A 23,436-nucleotide genomic window follows, 5' to 3' on the forward strand; every position below is an offset into this window, starting at 1 on the left:
CCGTGCTGTTCAGGCCGGTTCGGCCAAGCTTTAGACCGGGCGGGTCGCCTTGGATGCCGTCTTACCCGGCACCGGCGACTTGGCGTGCGTGCCGGCGGACGGCGACGACGCATCCGGCACCGGCTCCATCAGTGGCTCGGCCGGCGATGCCGGCATGCTCGGCTTCGGCGCCGGCGGCTGCTGCCAGCGCACCACGGTCAGCTCGCCGGCCATCTTGGTCGACCCCGGGCTGCGGCAGGTCAAGCATACCGGCTTGCCGTTGCGCGTCTTCAGCGCCTCGTTGACCCGTTTGCCGAACACCGCCACGCCGCGGTCACGCTGCCACCCCAGCAGTGCATCGGCCAGCGCCTGGTACTCGATATCCTTGTGCTTGTAGCCGTCGTGATAGGCGGTCAGCCACAGCTGGCCGGCACCATCCTCGTTGAGCAGCACCGACTGGTACGCCACCGTCACCGACGAACCGTACTTCACCGTGCCGGCCAGCTCCAGCACGTCGTCGTTCTTCATCCGCACGCAGCCGTGGCTGCGAAAGCCCGGCACGCTGGCCGGCGCGTTGGTGCCGTGAAAGCCGAGGCCCATTTTCGGCTCGCCGAAGCGGATGAATACCGGGCCGAGCGGATTGTCCGGCCCCGGCGGCACCACCGTCTGCACCGGCTTGCCTTTGCGGCGCATCTCTTCCTGGATCGATTTGGGCACGTGCCAGCTCGGGTCGCGGTAGACGCCCTTGATCGCGTAGTCGCCGGTCGGCGTCGCGGTCAGCATCTTGCCGACCGCCACCGGGTAGCTCGCCACCAGGCTGCCGTCCTGGAACACGAACAGCCGGGTCTGCGGCAGGTTGACCACGATGTGCTGCCCGGCGGTATTCACCGGCAGATCCGGCAACGGCACCTGCGCACGTGCAACGAGCGGCAATACGCCGACCAGCAGACCCATCATCATTCGCGACCACGCCAAACCACGCATCGAAATGTCCATCCATCCTGAATATTTGGTAACGGCCGCATCTTAACAGAAAACAACCGTTCCCGCGGCGTGCCAAAAAAGCGCTGCGCGCACCCGGCTTTTTTGAGAAAATCGCACCTTTAGCTTTTGATTTGACAAGCAAAACAATGACGCATTCCCATCCGGTCGCCCTGATCGAATCGCTGGACTTTGAAGGCCGTGGCGTCGCCCATGTCGACGGCAAGACCATCTTCATCAACGGCGCCCTTCCGTACGAAACCGTCAGCTACAGCAGCTTCCGCAAGAAGCCGAGCTACGAGAACGCCGACGCCGTTTCCGTATTGAAGGAAAGCTTCGTCCGCACCAACCCGCGCTGCCCGCACTTCGGCGTGTGCGGCGGCTGTTCGATGCAGCACGTCGAACCGACCGCGCAAGTGGCGATGAAACAACGCGTGCTGGAAGACAACCTCGCCCACATCGGCAAGGTGAAGGCCGAACGCATCCTGCCGCCGATCGCCGGCCCGGCCTGGGGCTACCGTCATCGCGCCCGCATGTCGGCGCGCTACGTCGAGAAGAAGGGCGGCGTGCTGGTCGGCTTCCACGAGAAGCGCTCGAGCTTCATCGCCGACATGCACGAGTGCCACATCCTGCCCAAGCACATCTCCGACCTGATCGACCCGTTGCGCGAGTTCATCGCCACGCTGTCGATCAAGCAACGCATGCCGCAGGTGGAGATCGCCGTCGGCGCCGAGGTCAGCGTGCTGGTGTTCCGCAATATGGACGAGATCAGCCGCGACGACGAACGCCTGTTCGCCCAATTCGTCGACACCCACACCACCGCCGAACACCCGCTGCAGGTGTGGCTACAGCCGAAGGGGCCGGACACCTGTTACCCGATCTACCCGCTCGACGCGCCGAAGCTGACCTACCGGATCGACGACTTCGACGTCGAGATGCCGTACTACCCGACCGAGTTCACCCAGGTGAACCCGCAGATCAACAACGTGATGGTCGCGCGCGCGCTCAAATTGCTCGACCCGCAGCCGGGCGAACGGATCGCCGACATGTTCTGCGGCATCGGCAACTTCACCCTGCCGATCGCCCGTTCCGGTGCCGTGGTGCACGGCATGGAAGGCAGCCAGGCGCTGGTCAAGCGTGCGGTCGAAAACGCCACCCACAACGCCCTGCAGGACAAGGTCAGCTACGAGATGGCCAACCTGTTCGACGTGACCGAGGAGAGCTTCGCCGCGCTCGGAAAGTTCGACAAGATGCTGATCGACCCGCCGCGCGACGGCGCCGTCGAGCTGGTGAAGGCGATCAACGACGACACCGCCCCGCAGCGCATCGTCTACGTGTCCTGCAACCCGGCCACCCTGGCCCGCGACGCCGGCGTGCTGGTCAAGCGGAAGGGTTACACCTTGAAGGCGGCCGGCATCATTAACATGTTCCCGAACACCGCCCACGTCGAATCGGTGGCGTGGTTCGAGAAGACCGGCCCGTGCAAGACCAAGGCGGAACTGGCCGCCATCGAAGCGGAAGAACTGGCGCAGCGCGAAGCCGCAAAAGCGATCTCGATGGCCGCCAGGGCCGAGCGGGAGGCGCTTGGCGCCGAAGCCCGGGCCCAGGCCACCAAGGAAAAAGCGGCCAAGTTGGCCGAAAAGATCGCCGACAAGGAAGCGCGTCGCCAGCACTACTTGGCCAACAAGGCCTACTACGACGCGCGCAATGTCGCGGCCGTGAAGAACGAAGCGGGACAAGAAACCGAACAGAAGTAAGTCGATGTCCCCACCCCCTGCGCCCTCTGTCGTCTCGACAGGGGGCGTTTTTCATGGGGCGGCCCTCTCGTGCCCGCTCTATTCCTCGTTCGGCCAACATGAGCGTGCGACACCAAACCCGCCGCCGCCGGGATTTGTCAGATAATGCAGTTCCGTTCCTGGCTACCCGACGATCACCATGAAGCACACACCGCTGACCGACCACGATTACCAGCGCCTGGGCGACACCCTGGCGCGTTTCAAAAACCAGGGCGCGATGAGCCTGGAAAAGCTCGACGGCTTCTTCGCCGCCTTGCAGAGCGGGCCGGAGTCGATCAAGCCGACCGAGTGCCTGACCCTGATCCTGGGCGAAGCGTTCGACGACGAACGGGCGTTTCCGTCGCAGAAGGCGCTGGAGCAGTTCGTCGCACTGCTGACCGGACACTGGTTCGACATCGCCCACACCCTGCAGGCGGGCGAGGAATTTCACCCCTGGCTGGAGCCGGACGAGCACGGCGTGGTGCACGGCAATGACTGGGCGGAGGGGTTCAGCGCCGGCATGGAGCTGATGCACGACGACTGGGGCCTGCTGTTCGACGACGAGGAACAGGCGCAGGCGCTGGTGCCGATCATGGCGCTGGCCTACGAACACCACCCCGACCCGGAGATGCGCCCCTACCTCGACACCGCCGATCCGCAGCAGCGCGAGGAATGGCTGGCCGGGATTTCGCCGGCGGTGGAGTCGATCTACCGCTTCTTTGCGACGATCCGCAAACAGATCGAGGACGACAATCTGTAAGTCACCATCGGGCCAGGGCGTTGCAGCCGGCCCGCTGTCCTAGGACATTGGGCAGCCTGATGACTCTCCACTCGAACACTTGGTTACATGTGCTCACATTTGGCGAACAGACGGCCGTGATTTCGCTTCGTAGTATGCACCTCAAGGACGCACCGAATCCGGTGCCAAACCGAAACGAAACCAACGACTCGCTGAGGAACACATCATGAAAAAACTGACCCTGCTCGCCCTGTCCGCCGCTTTTGGTCTGGCTTCCGCTGCTGGCTTCGCCGCTGACGCGAAAGCCGCTCCGGCCGCTGCCGTAAAAGTAGCTGCTTCGGCTCCGGCCGCTGCTGCTCCGGCTGCTGCCAAGCACCACGCTAAAAAGCACCACGCTCACAAGCATCACGCCAAGAAAGCCGCTTCGGCTCCGGCCGCTCAGAAAGCCCAGGCCGCCAAAGACGCTTCGGCCCCGGCTGCTGCCAAGGCCAAGCACCACGCCAAGAAGCACGCTCACAAGCACCACGCTGCCAAGAAAGCCGCTTCGGCTCCGGCCCAGAAAGCCCAAGCAGCCAAGGACGCTTCGGCTCCGGCTGCTGCCAAGCACCACGCCAAGAAGCACCACGCTGCTAAAAAGCACCACGCTGCCAAGAAGCCGGCTGCTTCCGCTGCCAAGTAAGGCGCTGTGACCGGGTAGCGTAAGCTGCCCGATCGATCGAAAGCCGCACCCGCTAGGTTGGCCGAAAGGCCACCGGCCGGTGCGGCTTTGGTTTTCTCGCCAACCGCGAATGTAATGCAAGTATTCATTTTTCCGGCCGCTCGCTCCTACATTCCTTCCTGATGCGTGAAAAAACCCAGCTCTGAAGCTGGGTTTTGAGGGAAGTGAGCACAATCACTTATCGCCATGCATTGGCCAACTCTTGCCAACGCCCCTCCGGGTCATCTGTACGCCTCTTGATGAACACCATTTTCACAAAAGCGAGCATAACCCCGATGAAGAAGCCGCAGAGGACCCCCAAGGCACTAATCAATACTTTCCTTGGCTTGATCGGTTTGTCAGAGGGGATCGCTTTATCCAACACTTGAATGCTGGACGCATCTCTTGCCTCGTCAATCTTAGCAAGCTCATATTGTTTGGAGAGCAGCTCCAGCATGGTTTCGTAATACTTGACGTCTCTCAAACGGCGAACATACTCCAAACCCCGCTCCGGCACCTTGCCCGTCGGCACCATGAAATCAGCGCCTTGCGATTGCCCTTGTTCCAGCTTTGCCAGCTGCGCCTTCAGACCCAGAATCTCCTGCTGCACTCGTTGATAGTCCGGGTTCTGTTCGGTGGCAAAACTACGCATGGCCGAGAGCTGCACTTCTTTAGCGGAAATAGTTGCCTTCAGTTGCGCGGCATTGTTGATGATCGCCTGAATCTGACCGTCAGGCTGCAACAGCCCTGTCGATTCCTGGGTCTTCTTTAAGGCTAGTTCTGCTGCCAACAACTGACTCTTCACTTCTTTAAGCTGTGCCTCGTAAAAGACCCGACGTTGTGCGGCATCAGTAAGGGCCAAGGACTTGTTCAGCTTAATCAACTCATCGATATAGGCATTAGCGAGCTGAGCGGCAAATTTGGGGTCGGCGTTGTCCACCCGCACATTGATCAACCCTTCCTTGGACGACGAGATATTACTGATACTGGCTAACGTAGCCCGCGTATCGACCAGTGTCTCGGTGCCAAACTTGCTTTGCAGTTTGAAACGCCGGATTAAAGCATCGGCTACCGTTTGGCTCTGCAACATACCGACGTACAAGTCGTTCGGGTTTTTCAGACCAGCGATACCTCCCGCCGCTCCGGCCAGCCCCCCCAACTGCCCCAGCATCGCCGACAAACCCGAGCTTTGCTGCTGAGGGGGCAAGATCGTCGCAGTCGAAGCAAAAATCGGCGTCATCAGCAGGCTGGCAATAATGGCTAACCCACCGACGGCGGCGGTACAAGCCGCGATCAACTTGCGCTGCTTGACTACGATGATAAGCGCGTCTACTAGGCTAAGTTCGTCCTCCGCTTCGACCGGCGACGAATTTTTTTGAGACTCAGTCATAGCTCTATTTCCATGGTTCAAGACGGCCGGGTGATCCCTCCCGGCCTGAACGATCAGTTTTTCAGCACTTTCAGCCCAGCAGCACCAAGGCCAAACTGATAAAGAATCGACGTCCAGTCCTTCAACGACTGGGTCCAGCTGCTGCGCTCGATCTTTTCCGGCACGACAATCGTGTCTCCCGGATTCACTCGCGCGCTGCCAAGGCCCACGATCCAACCCGAGGAACTGGCGCTTTGCGTCGTCCCATCGGCTCGAATCACGTACATTTCGGACTTATCGCCACTTTGCGTCGGGCCACCGGCGAGGTTCAGATAATCACCCACTCGGCGGCCTGGCTTGTAAATAAACGAGTTCTGTTGGAACACGGACCCGAGCACATCCACCGTCCCGGGCATTCTGGGCACGTAGATACTGTCGCCATCTTGCAGGGGAAGCTCCGGTAAGTTCTGGACTCCGGCACGGCCATCGTCCAATTCAAGCACAATCCGACCATCCGCCTTCACCGTCCGCATTTTTTGCGCCAACTTGCGTTGACTTTCGGCTTCGGCATTGATCGCCATCACATTGCCCTGATCCACCGCTCCGGAAATCCGCTGCTTAGTCGAGCTCTCGATTTCTCGTTCAAAGCGGTCGACGACAGCCTCCAGCTTGGCCTGTTGCTCTACACGCACACTTTCACGCTGCAGCCGCATCGCAAAGACATAACCGTTGTCGGTGGTGCCGCCCAAGCGGGCCATCAACTCACGGAGCGTTTCTCCCTTGGCAATCTGGAACACACCGGTTTGGTTGACCTCCCCACCGACGCGAACAAATTCGCGCTGTTTCTGAGCCTCAACCGGCACGGCACCCGGTGCGAACACCCGCAATACGTTGGCCGAAGAAAGTGGGATCCTTGCCAGTTGGGCATCCATCTTCCCCTTATCTCCAGTTAGTTCCGCAAGCGTTTGATAACGGTTATCGACACTCTTTTCGACGATGATATCTTTGCGGACTGCCGCCGAGTCGAAACCACCAGCCCACTTCAGTACATCCGCGACTGAATTGTTACCATTCAACTCAAAAATTCCCGGCCGTTTTACATTGCCCGTTAAAGCGATTTGCGGGCCGACCTCGGGAATATAAATGACATCGCCATCCTGCAACGGGGCATCGCGGCCTTTATCACCGCTGGCCAGCATCTCGTAAAGATCGAAGTGGCTGACGAGTTCGCCGCCACGCTTGAGCTGGATATTGCGCATCGAGCCAGTGCCAGTCGGACCGCCGGAACTGAAAAGCGCATTGAGTAAGGTACTCATCGCTCCCAAGGTATAGGTCCCCGGACGCACTGCATGCCCCACCACGTACACCTGCACCGACCGGGTTTGCGCGACACTGGCCGTCAGTTCGAAATTGGTGAAGACTCGGCTAACCGCTTTCTTCAAATAGCCCTGCAGATCGCGGTACTTGACCCCTGCCACCTTGACCGACCCGACTCGCGGCAAATAAATACTGCCCGAGCGATCAACCGTTACAGTTAAATCAATGTCGACCATGCCCCAACCACGAATCTGAAGTTCGTCACCAGGGCCGATCAGGTAATCGCCATTGACCTGTGTACCATCTAACGGCGAAAATGTTCCAGGTGCCGACTGGAACAACTCGTTGCCAAATATTGGCAATTTCTGCCCGGTAACTTGCGCGACATAATCAACGAATGCTGATTTTTGCTGCTCTATAATCTCGGTCTTACTGAGCGTGGGCAACAAACTCGGGCCGGTTTTTTGAGTATTACCACTCATCCCGCCACTAGCAATTGAAGGAAGGCCGGAACTGGCATCGAAAGCCGGATTCAGGAAAGGACTGGTTCCAGGCACAGTCGTAGCCGAGGTCAATGAGGACGCCAATAACAGACTGGCAGCCCCTAAGATAGTTACTGCCCTTTTTCGGTGCTTCAGCGATTTATTTTGCATCGTGGTAACACTCTCCGATTCGATCATTATTCTGTCTGTAAATCTGGCGATCAGTAGCTCGCCTTAACTCTTACGCCAAGCTGATTCGGGCCGACATCCAGCACCCCCTGATAACGCCAGTCGTGTCGCTGCGCCGACCATAGCCATTTGCCCGACACATAGCCCAGTACGCCACCGGCCACCGTGTCTGATAACCAATGTTGACGATCTGCGGTTCTTCCCAGCGCGGCCACCGAGGCGAGCCCGTAGAGCCATGGAGCGTCATACTCGGACGCGAAGGGGGTCGCCAGCGCAAAGGCCAATGCAGCATGGTTGGAAGTAAAGGAGCTTTCGCTGCGCGGCTGTCCTGATGGTTGCTGCGACCAGGGGCCGAGATTTCCCTCTGGTCGCGCCCGGTTGACAGCCTCCTTAAGCAACACGCTGCCGGCACCGGCTACGGCCGCCGACTGTAGGGCGATAAAGCCGGTGTTCTGCAAACGATCGTCGCCAAGAGCCAATGCCATGCCTGCGCCCCCCAAGCCCAGCCAGGGTGCGGCCTTGGCAAAGCTGCCCCAGGAGCGTAGCAAGGGATTGCCCTGATGCTCTTTCATCAGTTTGTCCCAGGGCTTGTCATTGAGACTGGCCAGCCCGACGGCACCGACGGTCAGCAGCGCCCCCTTGAGGAAGAGCGGCATGTCAGGCAGGGACAGCGACGAATCCTCCAGCCGAAGTCGCATGCCTGGCCAAGGATTGAAGCGCTCGATCGTCGGGTTGACCGCAGGGTTGTTGACCTCATCGGCGCGCTCGGCAAAATTGCCGAGCCCGTCGTACAGCGACATGTCCCGAGCAGGATTCTCTTGCAGGTCGTAGAGATCGTTCGGACTCAACACCATCTGACCGACGTCGCGAGTCCACGGCGAGATCGAGAAACCGGCCGTGCTGCGAGTGTCGACCGCCAGCATCGAGTCGAGTGGGATCGAGAAGAAAATACCCTTGTCATAGTAGGGTGCGTCCGGTCTGCCTGGGTTGGTAATGTCTTTGCCGTTGGTGTGGGTATACCAGGCGCCCATCTCGATACCGGACTGAAAGCGCCGTTTCAGCTCCATCCGCACACCGGTGTCCTTCGCGAGGAAACGACCGGCGCGCATCGTCGCTGTCATGCCATAGGGAAGGCGGTAATGCAGGGCGACCAGCGCCGTGACCGTCTTGTAATCGCGAAACCCAAGCCACCCCTTGAAATCGCGCTGTCGCAAGGCATCGACACTGGCGTCCATCGCCCAACGTCGGTCACTCGGGGCGTACAGCACCTGCCCGCCGGCACCGGCGTACATCTCCTCGTAGAAGCCGGCAGAGCCCCGTGCATACCAGTCGCTTGCCGGCTTGTAGTACTGGTTGAGCAAGGCTCGGTACAGTTTGACTCGTCCGTTCTTCTTGTAATCCGCCACGTCTGAGCGGACATGAGGCAGCACGCTGTTCGATGGCTGGCTCACCGCGCTGACGTCCTCCACCAGCGAGGCGCCCACCGACGAGTTAAAGTAGAGCCCGGAGGACAGCCGTCGGTCATAGTTAGCCGCCGCACTCAGGTCGTAACGCAAGGCACCGCTCGGGTCGTTAAAGTAGAACGATAGCTTGGGAGCGATCTTGAAGCGGTTGAGCTGGGCATCCTGCTGCTTGAGCTGGACAAAGTCGCCGTCCTGAGACGTCAGCACCTCAAGCCCCGGTGCTTCACGCAAGCCCGCTTGCAGATCGCCACGGTCATGCGTTAACTCAGGCCGATCCGACGGGAACGCCGGTCGAACCAACACGAACTGATCGAACATTTGGCGATCGATCTTGCCGTCGAGATAATCGCGCAGTCGGGCAAGATTGAAGAATTCATACGTCGCCACCGGCATGTCCAGCTCGGTGTGCGTGACCTTGATCGTGCGTGTTTCGAGCGGCGCGAAATACAGTGCCGTGCGCACCGCCCGGCCGACGGAACGGCCCAGATTAGAGATGCGACTGTTGGACAGGCTGAGTGACAAGGTGCCGTTGCGATAATCGATGGCGACAAGCTTATAGTCCTGTTTTTCCAACGCCGCCTGAAGGCGCGCGGCATACAGTGGATCGTCGCGCCATTGCTCTGAGGTTGGCCGAACCGGAACCGTCGACGGCGCATACCAGCTTGGCTCGTAGATTTTCGGCACGAACTCCCGCTCGTTTAGCGGGATGTTCACCATCGCGTTAACGCTGGGCCCCTTATCCTGCTTGGCGACCTGTAGGGCCAGCCAACCCCAACGGTACTCCAGCCCTGCTTTCAGGCCCTGCTTTCGATCCGCGGCACCGGTGTCCGCAGCTCGAAAATCGTGAGCGTAATTGTTATGGTCATACTCGGCGACCAAGGACCAATTGGAGAGACTGCTTGGTGTCCAGCGCATGCCACCGAACAGGCCTTCGATCCGCTGCTTACCATATCCTACCGAGGCCTCTACTTCGCCGACATGCTTGGTCGCAGCGACGTAATAGCCACTAGACAGTTTATTCCCGACCAAGTCGGTCTTGCCTAATGCCACGGCAGGCACGGCACTTCCCTCAGGTACGACCTGCAGCTTCAGGTCAACGACTTTGTCCTTGTAGCGGCCGTAATGGTTGCCCCGATCAACGAAATCGGAAATGCCCATATAGGACACATAGCGGGCTCCCAACTGCAGAGCAGGCAGCACGGTCATCGACGTCCAGAATGTACCGTAGGGCCGATCGAAGCTGTAGCCGGTACTCCAGGTGCCATCCTCACCGGTCAGCGCATTCGGCATATTGATGTAGCCATCCTGCCCCGTCAGGCTGGGGGCAGCCATCGCACTGCCTACCACGCAGAAAGACAGACTGCTGGCTAAAAACTTGAAAGTATTCGAACTCGACACGGAATAAACAACCAGGGCGACGACCGACGCAAAACAGAAAAGCCACGTATGGCGTGGCTTTCACAGAGCAGCTGCAAAGCGGTCAAAACTTTAGGCGAAACAGCGCCCGCTCAGTGGTGGGTGGTAGTCGAGTGCGAAGTCGACGAGTCGGAGTTGGTCGCAACTGCCAAGGCGCCGGCAACTGCAGCCCCAATGGCAACCATGGTCGCGGTCGAGATAGCAGCCGTCGTACCAGCCGCAGCCGCGGCCCCCGTTGCGGCGGCGGTGCTAGAAGTGGCGGTTCCGGTAGCGGCAGCAGCCGGTTCGCCAGCGGCGAAAGCCGGGCCAGACAGCATGGCGGCGAGGACGGAGAGCAATACGATACGTTTCATCTAAAAAATCTCCCTTTCAGTGAGGATCAATGCGGCAAACAATGACATACACACTTGCCAAAAACTATTATATGCCAAAAATGTATTACATAGTTATTATGTGGACTACTCTGAAGACTAAGTTTTACCTGTTGGCTAGGTATTTCGCAAAAAAATGCTTATGTTTTAGCTATTCTACCTTGTTTATGAGTACTTCCAAGCATGCACTGTGCGCTCCCCCTTCCCCCCCGCTTGGCAGGTATACTGGTATCTCGTTCATCACATGAGACCCACCCCGGTTGGAAAGCCTTCTACTTGTCATTGCGGCGTTTGCACTGGTCGCGCTCAATGGCTTCTTCGTCGCAGCCGAGTTCGCCCTCGTCAAGCTGCGCCAGACCCGAGTACGCGCGCTGGCCAAACATCACGGCATCCGCGGCCGGCTGCTGATCCAGGTTCACTCCCATCTCGACGCCTACCTTTCCGCCTGCCAGCTCGGCATCACGCTCGCCTCGCTGGGCCTAGGCTGGATCGGTGAACCCGCGTTCGCCCGGCTGATGGCACCGCTGCTGGAAGGCATCGGCATCCGTTCGGCCGAGCTGATCCACGGCATCTCGTTCTTCTTCGCGTTTTTCACCATTTCGTACCTGCACATCGTGGTCGGCGAACTGGCGCCGAAGTCGATGGCGATCCGCCGCCCGGAAAACGTGTCGATCTTGACCGCGACGCCGCTCTATCTGTTCTACTGGCTGATGTACCCGGCGATCTGGGTGCTGAACGTGAGCGCCAACACGATCCTGAAGCTGGCCGGCCTCGACGGCGGTCACGGCCACGACTCCCAGTACTCGTCCGACGAGCTGAAGCTGATCCTGCGCAGCAGCCGCACCACCGAGAAGTTCACCCGTGACGAGTGGGTGGTGATGGCGCACACGCTGGACTTCGGCGAGCTGCAGGTGTCCGACCTGATGCGGCCGATCGGCGAGGTGACCGGCCTGTACCGCGACCGCACGCTGGACGAGAACCTGGAGACCGCCTACCAGCACCGCTTCAGCCGCTACCCCTACTTCGACCGCGACGGCGAGACGGTGCTCGGGGTGATCCACCTGAAGGACCTGTTCCTGGCGCAGAAACACGGCAAGGCCCTGCATGCGCTGGAACACTATCTGCGCCCGGTCGAGCTGGTGCCGGAAGACATGCCGGCGCTGGAGCTGCTGCGCCTGTTCCGCAAGGGCGCGCCGCACTTCGCGATGGTCGGCTACAAGGGCCAGAACCCGTTGGGCTTTCTGACGCTGGACAACCTGCTGTCAGCGCTGGTCGGGCAGATCCGCGACGAGTTCCGCCAGGATCAGAACGACTGGACCCGCCTCGACGACGATACGCTGATCGGCAAGGGCAGCCTGCCGCTGTTCTCGCTGGAGCGCGCACTCGGCATCGACATCGACAGCGACGAGGTCGAGTCGGTCGGCGGCCTGGTGATGGACAAGCTCGGCGACCTGCCGAAGGAAGGCCAGAAGGTCGACTTCGAGCACTTCAGCGTGGTGGTGAAGAAGATGAACGGGCCGCGCATCGTGCTGGTGCGGGTCTATCCGAAGCTGCCGCTGCAAAGCGTCGAGTAATCCCGCCCTGCCCCAACGGCCGTGCCGGCCTGCGACTTTATGGTTGCGCCGGCACGGCCGTTTTGCTGTCCACCGGTTCGGCCAACCTGGCGTTCGGCCGGGCCACCTTCTCTCGACATCAAATCGTCCGACAATCGATTGGCGACACTTTTGCCTTGCTGTCGGGCCGGTCCGGCTATTTTCCACCCCTGCATCAGCCCAGCCTTATAGGCAGATTTCACCTATTTTTCATTTCCCAATCCGATAGATGAAGAATTAATTGCCGCCTAACCATTAAATGAAACAGTTTGTTTCGACAAATTCAGAAAAATACGCAAAAACCGGCACTAGCACATAACAAACACTTATATAGCGATGCCATCGTCGCGGGACGAGGTGCTACACTTTTTCCCGTCATGAACCTTGCATGACAGGTAGATCGCCCCCCCCAGGCGGCCACGCCAGTGACAGCCGCGAAGATAACGCGGCGTTAACAACAACCCGGCAATCCAAGATGCAAGGCTCCTCACCGGGAGCCGTTCAGGAGAGATACATGCAAGACAATCAAGAGACCCTTCATCGCGGGCTCGAGGAGCGCCACATCAATCTGATGGCGCTCGGTGCCGCGATCGGCGTCGGCCTGTTCCTCGGCTCCGCGACCGCGATCAAGATGGCCGGCCCGGCGATCATGATTTCCTACGCGCTCGGCGGCTTCGCCATATTCCTGATCATGCGCGCGCTCGGCGAAATGGCCATCCACAACCCAGTGGCCGGCTCGTTCAGCCGCTATGCGCAGAACTACCTCGGCCCGATGGCCGGCTACCTGACCGGCTGGAACTACTGGTTCCTGTGGCTCGTCACCTGCATGGCCGAGATCACCGCGGTCGGCATCTATATGGGCATCTGGTTCCCGGACGTGCCGACCTGGATCTGGGCGCTGGCGGCGCTGGTGATGATGGGTTCGGTCAACTTCATCGCGGTGAAGGCCTACGGTGAATTCGAATTCTGGTTCGCGCTGATCAAGATCGTCACCATCGTGCTGATGATCGTCTCCAGCCTGGGCATGATCGTGTTCGGTCTCGGTAACGGTGGCCTCGCCACCGGCATCAGCAATCTGTGGTCGCACGGCGGCTTCATGCCGCACGGCTGGAGCGGCGTGTTCATGTCGCTGCAGATGGTGATGTTTGCCTATCTCGGCGTCGAGATGATCGGCCTGACCGCCGGAGAGGCGAAGAACCCGAAGAAATCGCTGGCCCGCGCCATCGACTCGGTGTTCTGGCGCATCCTGATCTTCTACATCGGCGCGCTGTTCGTGATCATGGCGATCTACCCGTGGGATCAGATTGGCACCACCGGCAGCCCGTTCGTGATGACCTTCGAGAAGATGGGCATCCCGGCCGCCGCCGGCATCATCAACTTCGTGGTGCTGACCGCCGCGCTGTCCTCGTGCAATAGCGGCATCTTCAGTACCGGCCGGATGCTCTACAACCTGGCACAGCAGAAGCAGGCGCTGCCGGTGTTCGCCAAGGTTGGCAAGAACGGCGTACCGAACGCGGCGGTGCTGCTGTCGGTGGCTGTGCTGCTGGTCGGCGTGCTCTTGAACTACCTGGCGCCGAAAGAGGTGTTCACCTGGCTGACCGCGATCTCGACCTTCGGCGCGATCTGGACCTGGGCGATCATCCTGCTGTCGCAGCTGAAGTTCCGCCGCAGCCTGTCGCCGGCGCAACTGGCGTCGCTGGCGTACCGGATGCCGCTGTTCCCGTACGGCTCGTACATCGCGCTCGGTTTCCTCGCGCTGGTGATCGGCCTGATGGCCTACTTCCCGGACACCCGCGTGGCGCTGATCATCGGCCCGGGCTGGTTGGTGTTCCTGGTGGTGATGTACTACCTGATGGGCTTCAACAAGGACAAGGCCGAGACCGTCGGCCGTCCGGCAACGCAGTCGTTGTAAGTCGTACCCTGGCCTTTCGGCCGACCTTCATACAAGTGATGCAGCCCCGCCTAGGCGGGGCTCTTTTTTTGTGCCTCACGAAACTGCGGTAACGCCGACAGCATGATCGCCGGGTGGACGAGGTGAGCCTCGCCGACGCGCCCGGCGGCGGGCTGTCGAGCACGGTCAGCCTGCCGGCTCCAAGATAAGGCGCGCGTCGCACCCTCCCCGCCCTGCTCTGGTGCGGCGCAACACCGGCAGCACCGCTGTTCACGCCGTTCGTCCCCTCTTCCACCCCGCTTACCGCATTGGCATGCCGTTTGCTCACTGTCTGACAAGCCCTTCCGCCCCCTGTCAGGAGTAGCCAGCATGAACCGTCGCACCGCATTGAAACTGCTGTCGTCCGCCGTCGCCGCGTCCTTCCTCGGCGCCACCCCGGCCTTCGCCGCCGACACCATCAAGGTCGGCGTGCTGCACTCGCTGTCGGGCACGATGGCGATCTCGGAAACCTCGCTGAAGAACATGGCGCTGTTCACCATCGACGAGATCAACGCCCGTGGCGGCGTGCTCGGCAAGCAGCTCGAACCGGTGGTGGTCGACCCGGCCTCGAACTGGCCGCTGTTCGCCGAGAAGGCCCGCCAGCTGTTGTCGAAGGACAAGGTGGCGGTGACCTTCGGCTGCTGGACCTCGGTATCGCGCAAATCGGTGCTGCCGGTGTACGAGGAAATGAACGGCCTGTTGTTCTACCCGGTGCAGTACGAGGGCGAGGAGATGTCGCCGAACGTGTTCTACACCGGCGCGGCGCCGAACCAGCAGGCGATCCCGGCGGTGGAATACCTGATGAGCAAGGACGGCGGGGGCGCCAAGCGCTTCTTCCTGCTCGGCACCGACTACGTCTACCCGCGCACCACCAACAAGATCCTGCGCGCCTTCCTGCACGCCAAGGGCGTCAAGGACAGCGACATCATGGAGCTGTACACCCCGTTCGGCCACAGCGACTACCAGACCATCGTCGCCAACATCAAGAAGTTCGCCGCCGGCGGCAAGACCGCGGTGATCTCGACCATCAACGGCGACTCGAACGTGCCGTTCTACAAGGAGCTGGGCAACCAGGGCATCAAGGCCACCGACGTGCCGGTGGTGGCGTTCTCGGTCGGCGAGGAGGAGTTGAAGGGCATCGACACCAAGCCGCTGGTAGGCCAGCTGGCGGCGTGGAACTACTTCATGTCGGTGAAGAACCCGGTGAACAGCCAGTGGATCGCCAATTATCGAGCCTGGGCGAAGAGGAAGGGTCTACCGAACGCCGACAAGCTGGTCACCAACGACCCGATGGAGGCGACCTACGTCGGCATCCACATGTGGGCCGCGGCGGTGAAGAAAGCCGGCAGCACCGACGTCGACGCGGTCCGCAAGGCGATGGCCGGGATGAGCTTCAAGGCGCCGTCCGGCTTCACGCTGGTGATGGACGAGAAGAACCACCACCTGCACAAGCCGGTGATGATCGGCGAGGTGCAGGGCAACGGCCAGTTCTCGGTGGTGTGGAAGACCAAGACGCCGATCCGCGCGCAGCCGTGGAGCCCGTTCATCCCCGGCAACAGCGCCCGCGCCGACACCCCAGTCAAGAGCAAGGGCTAGCCCTTTCTGGCGGGCGCGGCCAGCTGGCCCGCCCGCCTTCCCCGCTACCGGAGGCGCGATCCGATGACTTCCCGATTTGTTCACTGCCTGCTCGGCGCCGGCCTGCTGCTGGCGAGCCTGCTCGCCCAGGCGCAGAGCCCGGCCGCCCAGCTAGCCGCGGCCGCCCCGGCCGACCGCGCCGAGCTGGTCGAACGCTGGGCCGCCGCGCCGACCCCGATGCAAAGCACGGCAGTCGCGGCGCTGGCCGACGGCCGACTGCTGGCCGACAGCGCCGGCCACGGCTATCTGCAGGCCGGCAGCGGCCTGATCGATGCCGACAGCGGCCAGCCGGCGACACTCGACCCGGCCACGCTCGATGCTGTACCGCTCAACAACCGGCTGCGCCAGGCGCTCGACGGCTTCCACGCCGCCGAACAGCTGGCCGCACCGACACCCGACGCCCGGCTCGAAGCGGTGAAGACCCTGCAGGACAGCGTCAACCCGGCGCTGCTGCCGCTGTTCGGCCAACGTCTGGCGACGGAAACCGACCCCACCGTGCGCGCCGCGCTGCAGTCGGCCGAAGCGACGCTCGAGCTCGCCTCGCCCGACCCGGCCACGCGCCGCGCCGCGGTGCAACGCTTGGCCGACAGCGCCGACCCGGCGATCAAGACCCGGTTGCAGGCGCTGACCGACCCGGCGACCGAGCCGGACGCCACGGTACGCGCCGCCGCCGGCGCGTCGCTCGCCAGCGTCCAGCAGCGGCTGCTGGTCTACGAGCTGATCGGCAACCTGTTCAGCGGCGTTAGCCTCGGCTCGGTGCTGCTGCTGGCGGCGCTGGGTCTCGCGGTTACCTATGGCCTCTTGGGGGTGATCAATATGGCGCACGGCGAGATGCTGATGCTCGGCGCCTACGCCACCTACGTGGTGCAGAACCTGTTCCGCACCCACCTGCCCGGCGCCTTCGACTGGTACCTCGTCGCGGCGCTGCCGGCCGCGTTCGGGGTCACCGCACTGACCGGCATGCTGCTCGAGCGGCTGGTGATCCGCCATCTGTACGGCCGGCCGCTAGAAACCTTGCTCGCCACCTGGGGGATCAGCCTGTTGCTGATCCAGCTGGTGCGGGTGCTGTTCGGCGCGCAGAACGTCGAGGTCGCCAACCCGGCCTGGCTGTCCGGCGGCTGGGCCGTGAGCCCGGCACTGACCCTGCCCTACAACCGCCTGGCGATCGTCGCCTTCGCCGCCGCGGTGCTGGCTCTGGCCTGGCTGATCCTGAACAAGACCCGGCTCGGCCTGTTCGTGCGCGCGGTGACGCAGAACCGGCGCATGGCCGACAGCGTCGGCGTGCCGACCGGCCGCGTCGACATGCTGGCCTTCGGCCTCGGCTCCGGCATCGCCGGCCTCGGCGGCGTGGCGCTGTCGCAGCTCGGCAACGTCGGGCCGGAGCTCGGCCAGGGCTATATCGTCGACTCGTTCATGGTGGTGGTGCTCGGCGGGGTCGGCCAGCTGGCCGGCACGGTGGCGGGCTCGCTGGGCCTGGGGGTGCTCAACAAGATCCTCGAGCCGCAGATCGGCGCGGTGCTCGGCAAGATCGCCATCCTCGCCGTCATCATCCTGTTCATCCAGAAGCGTCCGCAGGGGCTGTTCGCCCTGAAGGGCCGGCTCCTAGACTGAGGAAGACCACCATGCCTGTTCCCTACTCGATGCAGCTGTTCGGCCAAGCTCGGTCACTGCCCGGCCGGCTCGCCGGCGGCGCGGCGCTGGCGCTGCTGGTGGCGCTGCCTCTGGCCCACCTCGGCCTCGCCGACAGCCATCCGCTCCATGTGTCGGCGTACACGCTGACCCTGGTCGGCAAGATTCTCTGCTACGCGATCGTCGCGCTGGCGCTCGACCTGGTGTGGGGCTACACCGGGCTGCTCAGCCTCGGCCACGGCCTGTTCTTCGCGCTGGGCGGCTACGCGATGGGCACGTATCTGATGCGCGAGATCGGCCGCGACGGCAGCTACCAGAGCGCCCTGCCCGACTTCATGGTGTTCCTCGACTGGCATAGCCTGCCCTGGTACTGGGCCGGCACCGAGCACTTTGCCTGGGCGCTGTTCCTGGTGGTGGCGGTGCCGGGCCTGCTCGCCTTCGCCTTCGGCTACCTGGCGTTCCGCTCGCGCATCAAGGGCGTGTACTTCTCGATCATCACCCAGGCGCTGACCTTCGCCACGATGCTGCTGTTCTTCCGCAACGAGACCGGCTTCGGCGGCAACAACGGCTTCACCGACTTCAAGCGCATCCTAGGCTTCTCCGTCACCGCGCCGGGCACCCGCGCCACCTTGTTCCTGCTCACCGTGGCGCTGTTGGCCGGCGCGCTGGCGGTGGGGCGCTGGCTCGTCGCCAGCAAGTTCGGCCGGCTGCTGGTGGCGGTGCGCGACGCCGAGTCGCGGCTGATGTTCTGCGGCTACGACCCGGTGCCAATCAAGCTGTTGGTGTGGGTGGGCTCGGCGATGCTGTGCGGCCTCGCCGGCGCGCTGTACGTGCCGCAGGTCGGCATCATCAACCCCGGCGAGATGTCGCCGGCCAACTCGATTGAGATCGCGATCTGGGTGGCGGTAGGCGGACGCGGCACGCTGATCGGTCCGCTGCTGGGCGCGGCGCTGATCAACGGCGCCAAGAGCTGGTTCACCGTGGCGTTTCCCGACTACTGGCTGTTCTTCCTCGGCGTGCTGTTCATCGCGGTGACGCTGCTGCTGCCACTGGGGATCATGGGCCTGTTCCGGCGCAAGCGCGGAGGTGAGGCATGAACCCGCTGTTCATTCCGCCAACGTTGGCCGAACGCGCCAACTGGGAGGGCGAAGCGACCGGCCTCGGCCGGGTCGCCACGCCCGGCGTCGACCTGACCCACGGCCAGATCCTCTATCTCGACGACATCAGCGTCAGCTTCGACGGCTTCAAGGCGCTCAATAAGCTGACGCTGAGCATCGGCGTCGGCGAGCTGCGCTGCATCATCGGCCCGAACGGCGCCGGCAAGACCACGATGATGGACGTGATCACCGGCAAGACCCGCCCCGACAGCGGCAGCGCCTTCTTCGGCCAACGTCACGACCTGAGCCGCTTTTCCGAGGCCGAGATCGCGCTGCTCGGCATCGGCCGCAAGTTCCAGAAGCCGACGGTGTTCGAGGCGCTCTCGGTGCTCGACAACCTGGCGCTGGCGCTGAAGGGGCCGCGCACGCTGTGGGCCAGCCTGTTCCGCAGCCAGACCCCCGCCGAACGCGCGCGCCTCGACGCGCTGCTCGAACAGATCCGCCTCACCGGCGAGCGCGACCGCCAGGCCGGCCTGCTGTCGCACGGCCAGAAGCAATGGCTGGAGATCGGCATGCTGCTCGCGCAGGAACCGCAGCTGCTGCTGCTCGACGAGCCGGTCGCCGGCATGACCGACGCCGAAACCGACAAGACCGCCGAGCTGCTGCTGTCTTTGGCCGGCGAGCATTCGCTGATGGTGGTCGAACACGACATGGCCTTCATCGAGCGGATCGCGACCACCGTCACCGTGCTGGCCGAAGGCGCGGTGCTGGCCGAAGGCACGCTCGCCGAGGTGCAGGCCGACGAGCGGGTGATCGAGGTGTATCTGGGGCGATAGGGGGTAGCGATGCTACAAGTGGAAAAACTTAACCAGTATTACGGCGGCAGCCACATCCTGCGCAACGTCAGCTTCGACGCGCGCATCGGCGAGGTCACCTGCCTGCTCGGGCGCAACGGCGTCGGCAAGTCGACGCTGCTGCGATGCCTGATCGGCCAGCTGCCGGTGCGAAGCGGCAGCGTGCGCTGGGACGGCACCGATCTGACCCGCCGTTCCCCGCACCAGCGGGTAGCACACGGCATCGCCTACGTGCCGCAGGGCCGCGAGATCTTTGCCCGGCTCAGCGTCGAGGAAAACCTCAGGATGGGGCTGGCGCGCTTCGCCGGCCGCGCCGGGCGCGACATCCCCGGCTTCGTCTACGACAGCTTCCCGGTGCTGCGCGAGATGCGGTCCCGCCGCGGCGGCGACCTGTCCGGCGGCCAGCAGCAGCAACTGGCGATCGGCCGGGCGCTGGTCAGCCGGCCGCGGCTCTTGATCCTCGACGAGCCGACCGAGGGCATCCAGCCGTCGATCATCAAGGACATCGGCGCGGTGATCAAAACCTTGGCCGAACAGGGCGACATGGCGATCCTGCTGGTCGAGCAGTACTACGACTTCGCCGCCGCGCTCGCCGACCAATATCTCGTGATGGCGCGCGGCGAGATCGTCCGCCACGGCGCCGGCCGCGACATGGCACGCGACGGGGTGCGCGAGCTGCTGGCGATCTGATCCCGGCCGACCTTCCAGTCCTTCCCTGCCAGCCGCCCTGTCTCTTTGCAGGGCGGTTTTGACGCATTCCTGCCGCATACGGCTTGACCGCTGAGTTCTTGCTTCCTAAAATATGATGCTAATGATTATTATTATCAATTAAACCGAGCACGCTGACCCCGCCAAGCGTGCCCAGCCAGCCAGGTACCCTCCGGTTTCCGAGCCAGCCATTGCAGAACATTCGGAGACTCGGAGACTTACCTTGCACCACTCGTACGCCCCTACCCCCTTATTCGCCGCCCTGCTCGGCCTGCTCGCCAGCAACGCCTACGCCGCCGACGCGGCCACCAAGCCCAAAGCCATCGCCGAGCTGGATACGGTCAGCGTCACGGCCACCCGCACTGAGACCGCCCTGACCAAGACGCCGGCCAGCATCTCGGTGATCACCGAAAAGGACATCGCCGAGCAACAGCCGCGCGACGTGAAAGACCTGCTGCGCTTTGAGCCGGGCGTCACCGTCACCACCGCACCATACCGCCCGTCCAGCGCCGCGATGGGCGGCGGCAAGGGCGGCGGCAAGGGCGGCAACAGCAGCATCAACATCCGCGGCCTCGACGGCAACCGCGTGTTGCTGATGGAAGACGGCATCCGCCTGCCGTATGGCTTCAACTTCGGCCCGCAGCAATCGGGCCGTGGCGACTTCGTCGATATGGACGAGCTCAAACGCGTCGAAATCCTGCGCGGCGCGGCGTCCACCCTGTACGGCAGCGACGGCCTGAGCGGTGCGATCAACTTCATCACCAAGGACCCGCAGGATTATCTGAGCGGCGGCCGCAACGGCTATTTCTCGCTGAAGGAAACCTACCGTTCGGTCGACGACAGCTGGTCGACCACCGGCACCGCAGCGTTCGGCAACGAACAATGGCAGGGCCTGGTGGTCGGCACATGGCGCAACGGCCACGAGCTACAGACCCACGGCGACAACGACTCCGCCTCCGCGCTGCGCGAAACCGCCAACCCGCAGAACGCACGCACCGACACCGTCCTCGCCAAGCTGCGCTTCGCCCCGGACGCCGTCAACGCGTTCAAACTGACGGCGGAGCGGCGGCGCGGCGAGGTCGACACCGACGTGCTGTCGGCACGGTCGACCGGCGGCGCCGCCGCCATCAGAAGCCTGACCGACCAGGACCGTCTCCGGCACGACCGCGTAAGCGTCGACTACGACTACAACGACGCGGCCAACCCGTGGCTGCAAAAGGCGCACGCCCTCTTCTACGTACAGAATTCGCAAACCGATCAGCACGGTCTGGAGAACCGCATCGTCGGCACCTCGCGCTTCCGCGACAACCGCTACAAGGAAAACACCGTCGGCGGCTCGGCGCAGGCCGAAAGCGGTTTTGCGACCGGCGCCGTCCAACACAGGATGGTGTACGGCTTCGACGCCAGCCTCGCCAAGATTTCCAGCTTGCGCCAGGGCGGCGGCTCGATCCCGGCACCGGGCGAAACCTTCCCGTCCAAGGCGTTCCCGAATACCGACTACAGTCAGGCCGGTGCCTTCGTTCAGGACGAGATCCGCCTGGGTTCGCTGACCGTGACCCCGGGTCTACGCTACGACAGCTACAGCCTGAAGCCGAAAAGCGGCGATCCACTCTTCACCGGCACGCCGGTGGAACAGAGCAAGGGCGCGCTGTCACCACGCCTGTCGGCAATGTACGAATTCATGCCGGCGCTGTCGGCGTACGCCACCTACGCGAGGGGCTTCCGCGCGCCGACCCCGGATCAGGTCAACAACGGTTTCGCCAACAAGCTGTTCGGCTACCTCACCATCGGCAACCCGAACCTGAGGCCGGAAACCAGCGACACGGTCGAGATCGGCCTGAAAGGCAAGGCCTTCACGCCCGCGAGCCGGATCAACTACGCGGTGGCCGCGTACCAGGGACGCTACAAGGACTTCATCAATCAGACCACCGTCGGCGGCATCGGCGGTCCGCGCGATCCGCTGATCTTTCAGTTCGTCAACAATGCACGGGCCGACATCTACGGCTTCGAAGGCAAGGTCGACTGGAAGTTTGACAATGGGATCGGTCTGAACGCGGCCGCCGCCTATACCCACGGCACGGCGCGCAACGACAACGGTCAGGACGTCCCGCTCAACAGCGTCAACCCGTTCGCCGCGACGCTGGGGCTGCGCTACGACGCCGACGAGCGCTGGTTCACCCAGGCGTTTGCGACCTACCGCGCCGCCAAGAAGAATTCCGACGTGAACCTGGCCGACTACCCGGCCGGCACCAAGGCGGCGCTGCTGTCCGGCTCGTCGCTGGTGCTCGACCTGATCGGCGGCTATCGTTTCAACAAGTACGCGAGCGTCAACGCCGGCGTCTACAACCTCACCGACCGTCGCTACTACGAGTGGTCGAACATCTCAGGTGTGCCCGCCAACACCCCGGCCCCGGGCGCCTTTACCGCGCCGGGGCGCAACTACACCGTCAGCCTGAAGGTGGAGTACTGAGCGTCGTCCCATGCAAAACCGGCCCCATCGGGGCCGGTTTTCTGTTTCGGCCAAGGTTGGCCGAACGGGGCAGGGATCAGGCAGGCTGGAAGCGCTCGCCGACCTTGGCCACGCGCATAAACGCCATCAGATCGGCGACGGCGGGCTCGCCCTCGGCCGGCGACCAGGCGGCCAGATCCACCTCGGTCAGCGGCGCGTACGGCCCGAGCTTCACCTCGAACACCACGCTGCCCGGCTCACAGGACTGCACCGAGTGCCAGGTCCCCACCGGCATTTCCAGCACGCGCGCTTCCTTGCCCAGCAGGATGCGCTCGGTAACGAGACCGGACTCGTCAAAGATGATCACTTCGAACGAGCCCTTCAGCACGGTCAAGAGCTCCCAGCTGTGGCTGTGGCGGTGCGGGCGCACATAGGTGTCCGGCTCCATCGCGATCGCCAGGCGCTGCACCGGTGCCGACAGCTCCGGGTGGAAGTTGCGGTTGGCGCGCAGGCGCGGGGCGGCGGCGGCCGTGGCGCTCAGCGCATCGAGATCGGCATGGGTTAGCGTCAGCATGAAGGCTCCTAAGACTTTTGCGAAAAGCGGTTGCTGTTATAATCGCGGCCGCCGAGCTTAGCACGAAGCCGCACCGCGCCGACGCCGCCGGCGACAAAATCGATACACGGCGGCGATACTCGGCTGGCATGACCTGTGCGATCATCGCCGGCGTCCCGGACCCGAAGACGAGCCACACGATGCCGCCGGC

16 protein-coding genes are annotated in these 23,436 nt (G+C 62.9%); 11 read left to right on the forward strand and 5 right to left on the reverse strand.

The features are described from left to right. Positions 1-30 precede the first annotated feature (30 nt). A complete protein-coding gene (locus tag ACZ2IA_RS17490; protein WP_470293871.1) occupies positions 31-939 on the reverse strand; it encodes a L,D-transpeptidase in 909 nt (302 codons plus the stop codon). 170 nt (positions 940-1,109) lie between these two features. Here ACZ2IA_RS17490 and rlmD point away from each other — a divergent pair, with 170 nt between their 5' ends. The 3 genes from rlmD to ACZ2IA_RS17505 all read left to right on the forward strand — a co-directional run bounded on the left by rlmD (position 1,110) and on the right by ACZ2IA_RS17505 (position 4,153). Beyond that, a complete protein-coding gene (rlmD, locus tag ACZ2IA_RS17495; protein ID WP_470293872.1) occupies positions 1,110-2,717 on the forward strand; it encodes a 23S rRNA (uracil(1939)-C(5))-methyltransferase RlmD in 1,608 nt (535 codons plus the stop codon). Between the two features lie 178 nt (positions 2,718-2,895). Next, positions 2,896-3,495 carry a UPF0149 family protein gene (locus ACZ2IA_RS17500; RefSeq protein ID WP_470293873.1) on the forward strand — a complete coding sequence of 200 codons (600 nt, stop codon included), beginning with the start codon at positions 2,896-2,898 and terminating at the stop codon, positions 3,493-3,495. Positions 3,496-3,700: 205 nt separating this feature from the next. After that, positions 3,701-4,153 (forward strand): hypothetical protein, encoded by a 453-nt coding sequence (locus ACZ2IA_RS17505; protein WP_470293874.1) that lies wholly within the window; start codon positions 3,701-3,703, stop codon positions 4,151-4,153. Between the two features lie 217 nt (positions 4,154-4,370). On the opposite strand, the gene ACZ2IA_RS17510 is transcribed toward ACZ2IA_RS17505, so the two are convergent. The 3 genes from ACZ2IA_RS17510 to ACZ2IA_RS17520 are packed head-to-tail and all read right to left on the reverse strand — an operon-like array spanning position 4,371 to position 10,323. Further along, entirely contained in the window at positions 4,371-5,561 is a 1,191-nt protein-coding gene (locus ACZ2IA_RS17510; RefSeq protein WP_470293875.1) for a GumC family protein, read from the reverse strand. Positions 5,562-5,614: 53 nt separating this feature from the next. Further along, on the reverse strand, positions 5,615-7,537 hold the full coding sequence (locus tag ACZ2IA_RS17515; RefSeq protein ID WP_470293876.1) for an SLBB domain-containing protein: 1,923 nt from the start codon (positions 7,535-7,537) through the stop codon (positions 5,615-5,617). A 23-nt stretch (positions 7,538-7,560) separates the two neighbouring features. Next, positions 7,561-10,323, reverse strand: a complete 2,763-nt coding sequence (locus tag ACZ2IA_RS17520; protein ID WP_470293877.1) for a YjbH domain-containing protein — start codon at positions 10,321-10,323, stop codon at positions 7,561-7,563. Positions 10,324-11,038: 715 nt separating this feature from the next. Between ACZ2IA_RS17520 and ACZ2IA_RS17525 the strand changes: the two genes are divergently transcribed. From ACZ2IA_RS17525 to ACZ2IA_RS17560, 8 genes are all read left to right on the forward strand, one after another. Continuing rightward, on the forward strand, positions 11,039-12,352 hold the full coding sequence (locus tag ACZ2IA_RS17525; RefSeq protein WP_470293878.1) for a hemolysin family protein: 1,314 nt from the start codon (positions 11,039-11,041) through the stop codon (positions 12,350-12,352). Positions 12,353-12,884: 532 nt separating this feature from the next. Next, complete coding sequence (locus tag ACZ2IA_RS17530) at positions 12,885-14,282, forward strand: amino acid permease (RefSeq protein WP_470293879.1); 1,398 nt, start codon at positions 12,885-12,887, stop codon at positions 14,280-14,282. Between the two features lie 348 nt (positions 14,283-14,630). After that, on the forward strand, positions 14,631-15,896 hold the full coding sequence (gene urtA, locus ACZ2IA_RS17535; protein WP_470293880.1) for an urea ABC transporter substrate-binding protein: 1,266 nt from the start codon (positions 14,631-14,633) through the stop codon (positions 15,894-15,896). Between the two features lie 63 nt (positions 15,897-15,959). Then, positions 15,960-17,546 carry an urea ABC transporter permease subunit UrtB gene (gene urtB, locus ACZ2IA_RS17540; protein ID WP_470293881.1) on the forward strand — a complete coding sequence of 529 codons (1,587 nt, stop codon included), beginning with the start codon at positions 15,960-15,962 and terminating at the stop codon, positions 17,544-17,546. Between the two features lie 11 nt (positions 17,547-17,557). After that, positions 17,558-18,661: an urea ABC transporter permease subunit UrtC gene (gene urtC, locus ACZ2IA_RS17545; protein WP_470293882.1), complete on the forward strand. Its 1,104-nt coding sequence runs from the start codon at positions 17,558-17,560 to the stop codon at positions 18,659-18,661. Continuing rightward, positions 18,658-19,497 (forward strand): urea ABC transporter ATP-binding protein UrtD, encoded by an 840-nt coding sequence (gene urtD / locus ACZ2IA_RS17550; protein WP_470293883.1) that lies wholly within the window; start codon positions 18,658-18,660, stop codon positions 19,495-19,497. Before urtC ends, urtD begins: the two co-directional genes overlap by 4 nt. 9 nt (positions 19,498-19,506) lie before the next feature. Further along, on the forward strand, positions 19,507-20,205 hold the full coding sequence (gene urtE / locus ACZ2IA_RS17555; RefSeq protein ID WP_470293884.1) for an urea ABC transporter ATP-binding subunit UrtE: 699 nt from the start codon (positions 19,507-19,509) through the stop codon (positions 20,203-20,205). Between the two features lie 241 nt (positions 20,206-20,446). After that, positions 20,447-22,693 (forward strand): TonB-dependent hemoglobin/transferrin/lactoferrin family receptor, encoded by a 2,247-nt coding sequence (locus tag ACZ2IA_RS17560; protein ID WP_470293885.1) that lies wholly within the window; start codon positions 20,447-20,449, stop codon positions 22,691-22,693. A gap of 76 nt (positions 22,694-22,769) precedes the next feature. On the opposite strand, the gene ACZ2IA_RS17565 is transcribed toward ACZ2IA_RS17560, so the two are convergent. Then, on the reverse strand, positions 22,770-23,246 hold the full coding sequence (locus ACZ2IA_RS17565) for a WbuC family cupin fold metalloprotein (protein ID WP_470293886.1): 477 nt from the start codon (positions 23,244-23,246) through the stop codon (positions 22,770-22,772). Between the last annotated feature and the right edge of the window lie 190 nt (positions 23,247-23,436).

This window comes from Crenobacter sp. CS_VA4, assembly GCF_055597485.1.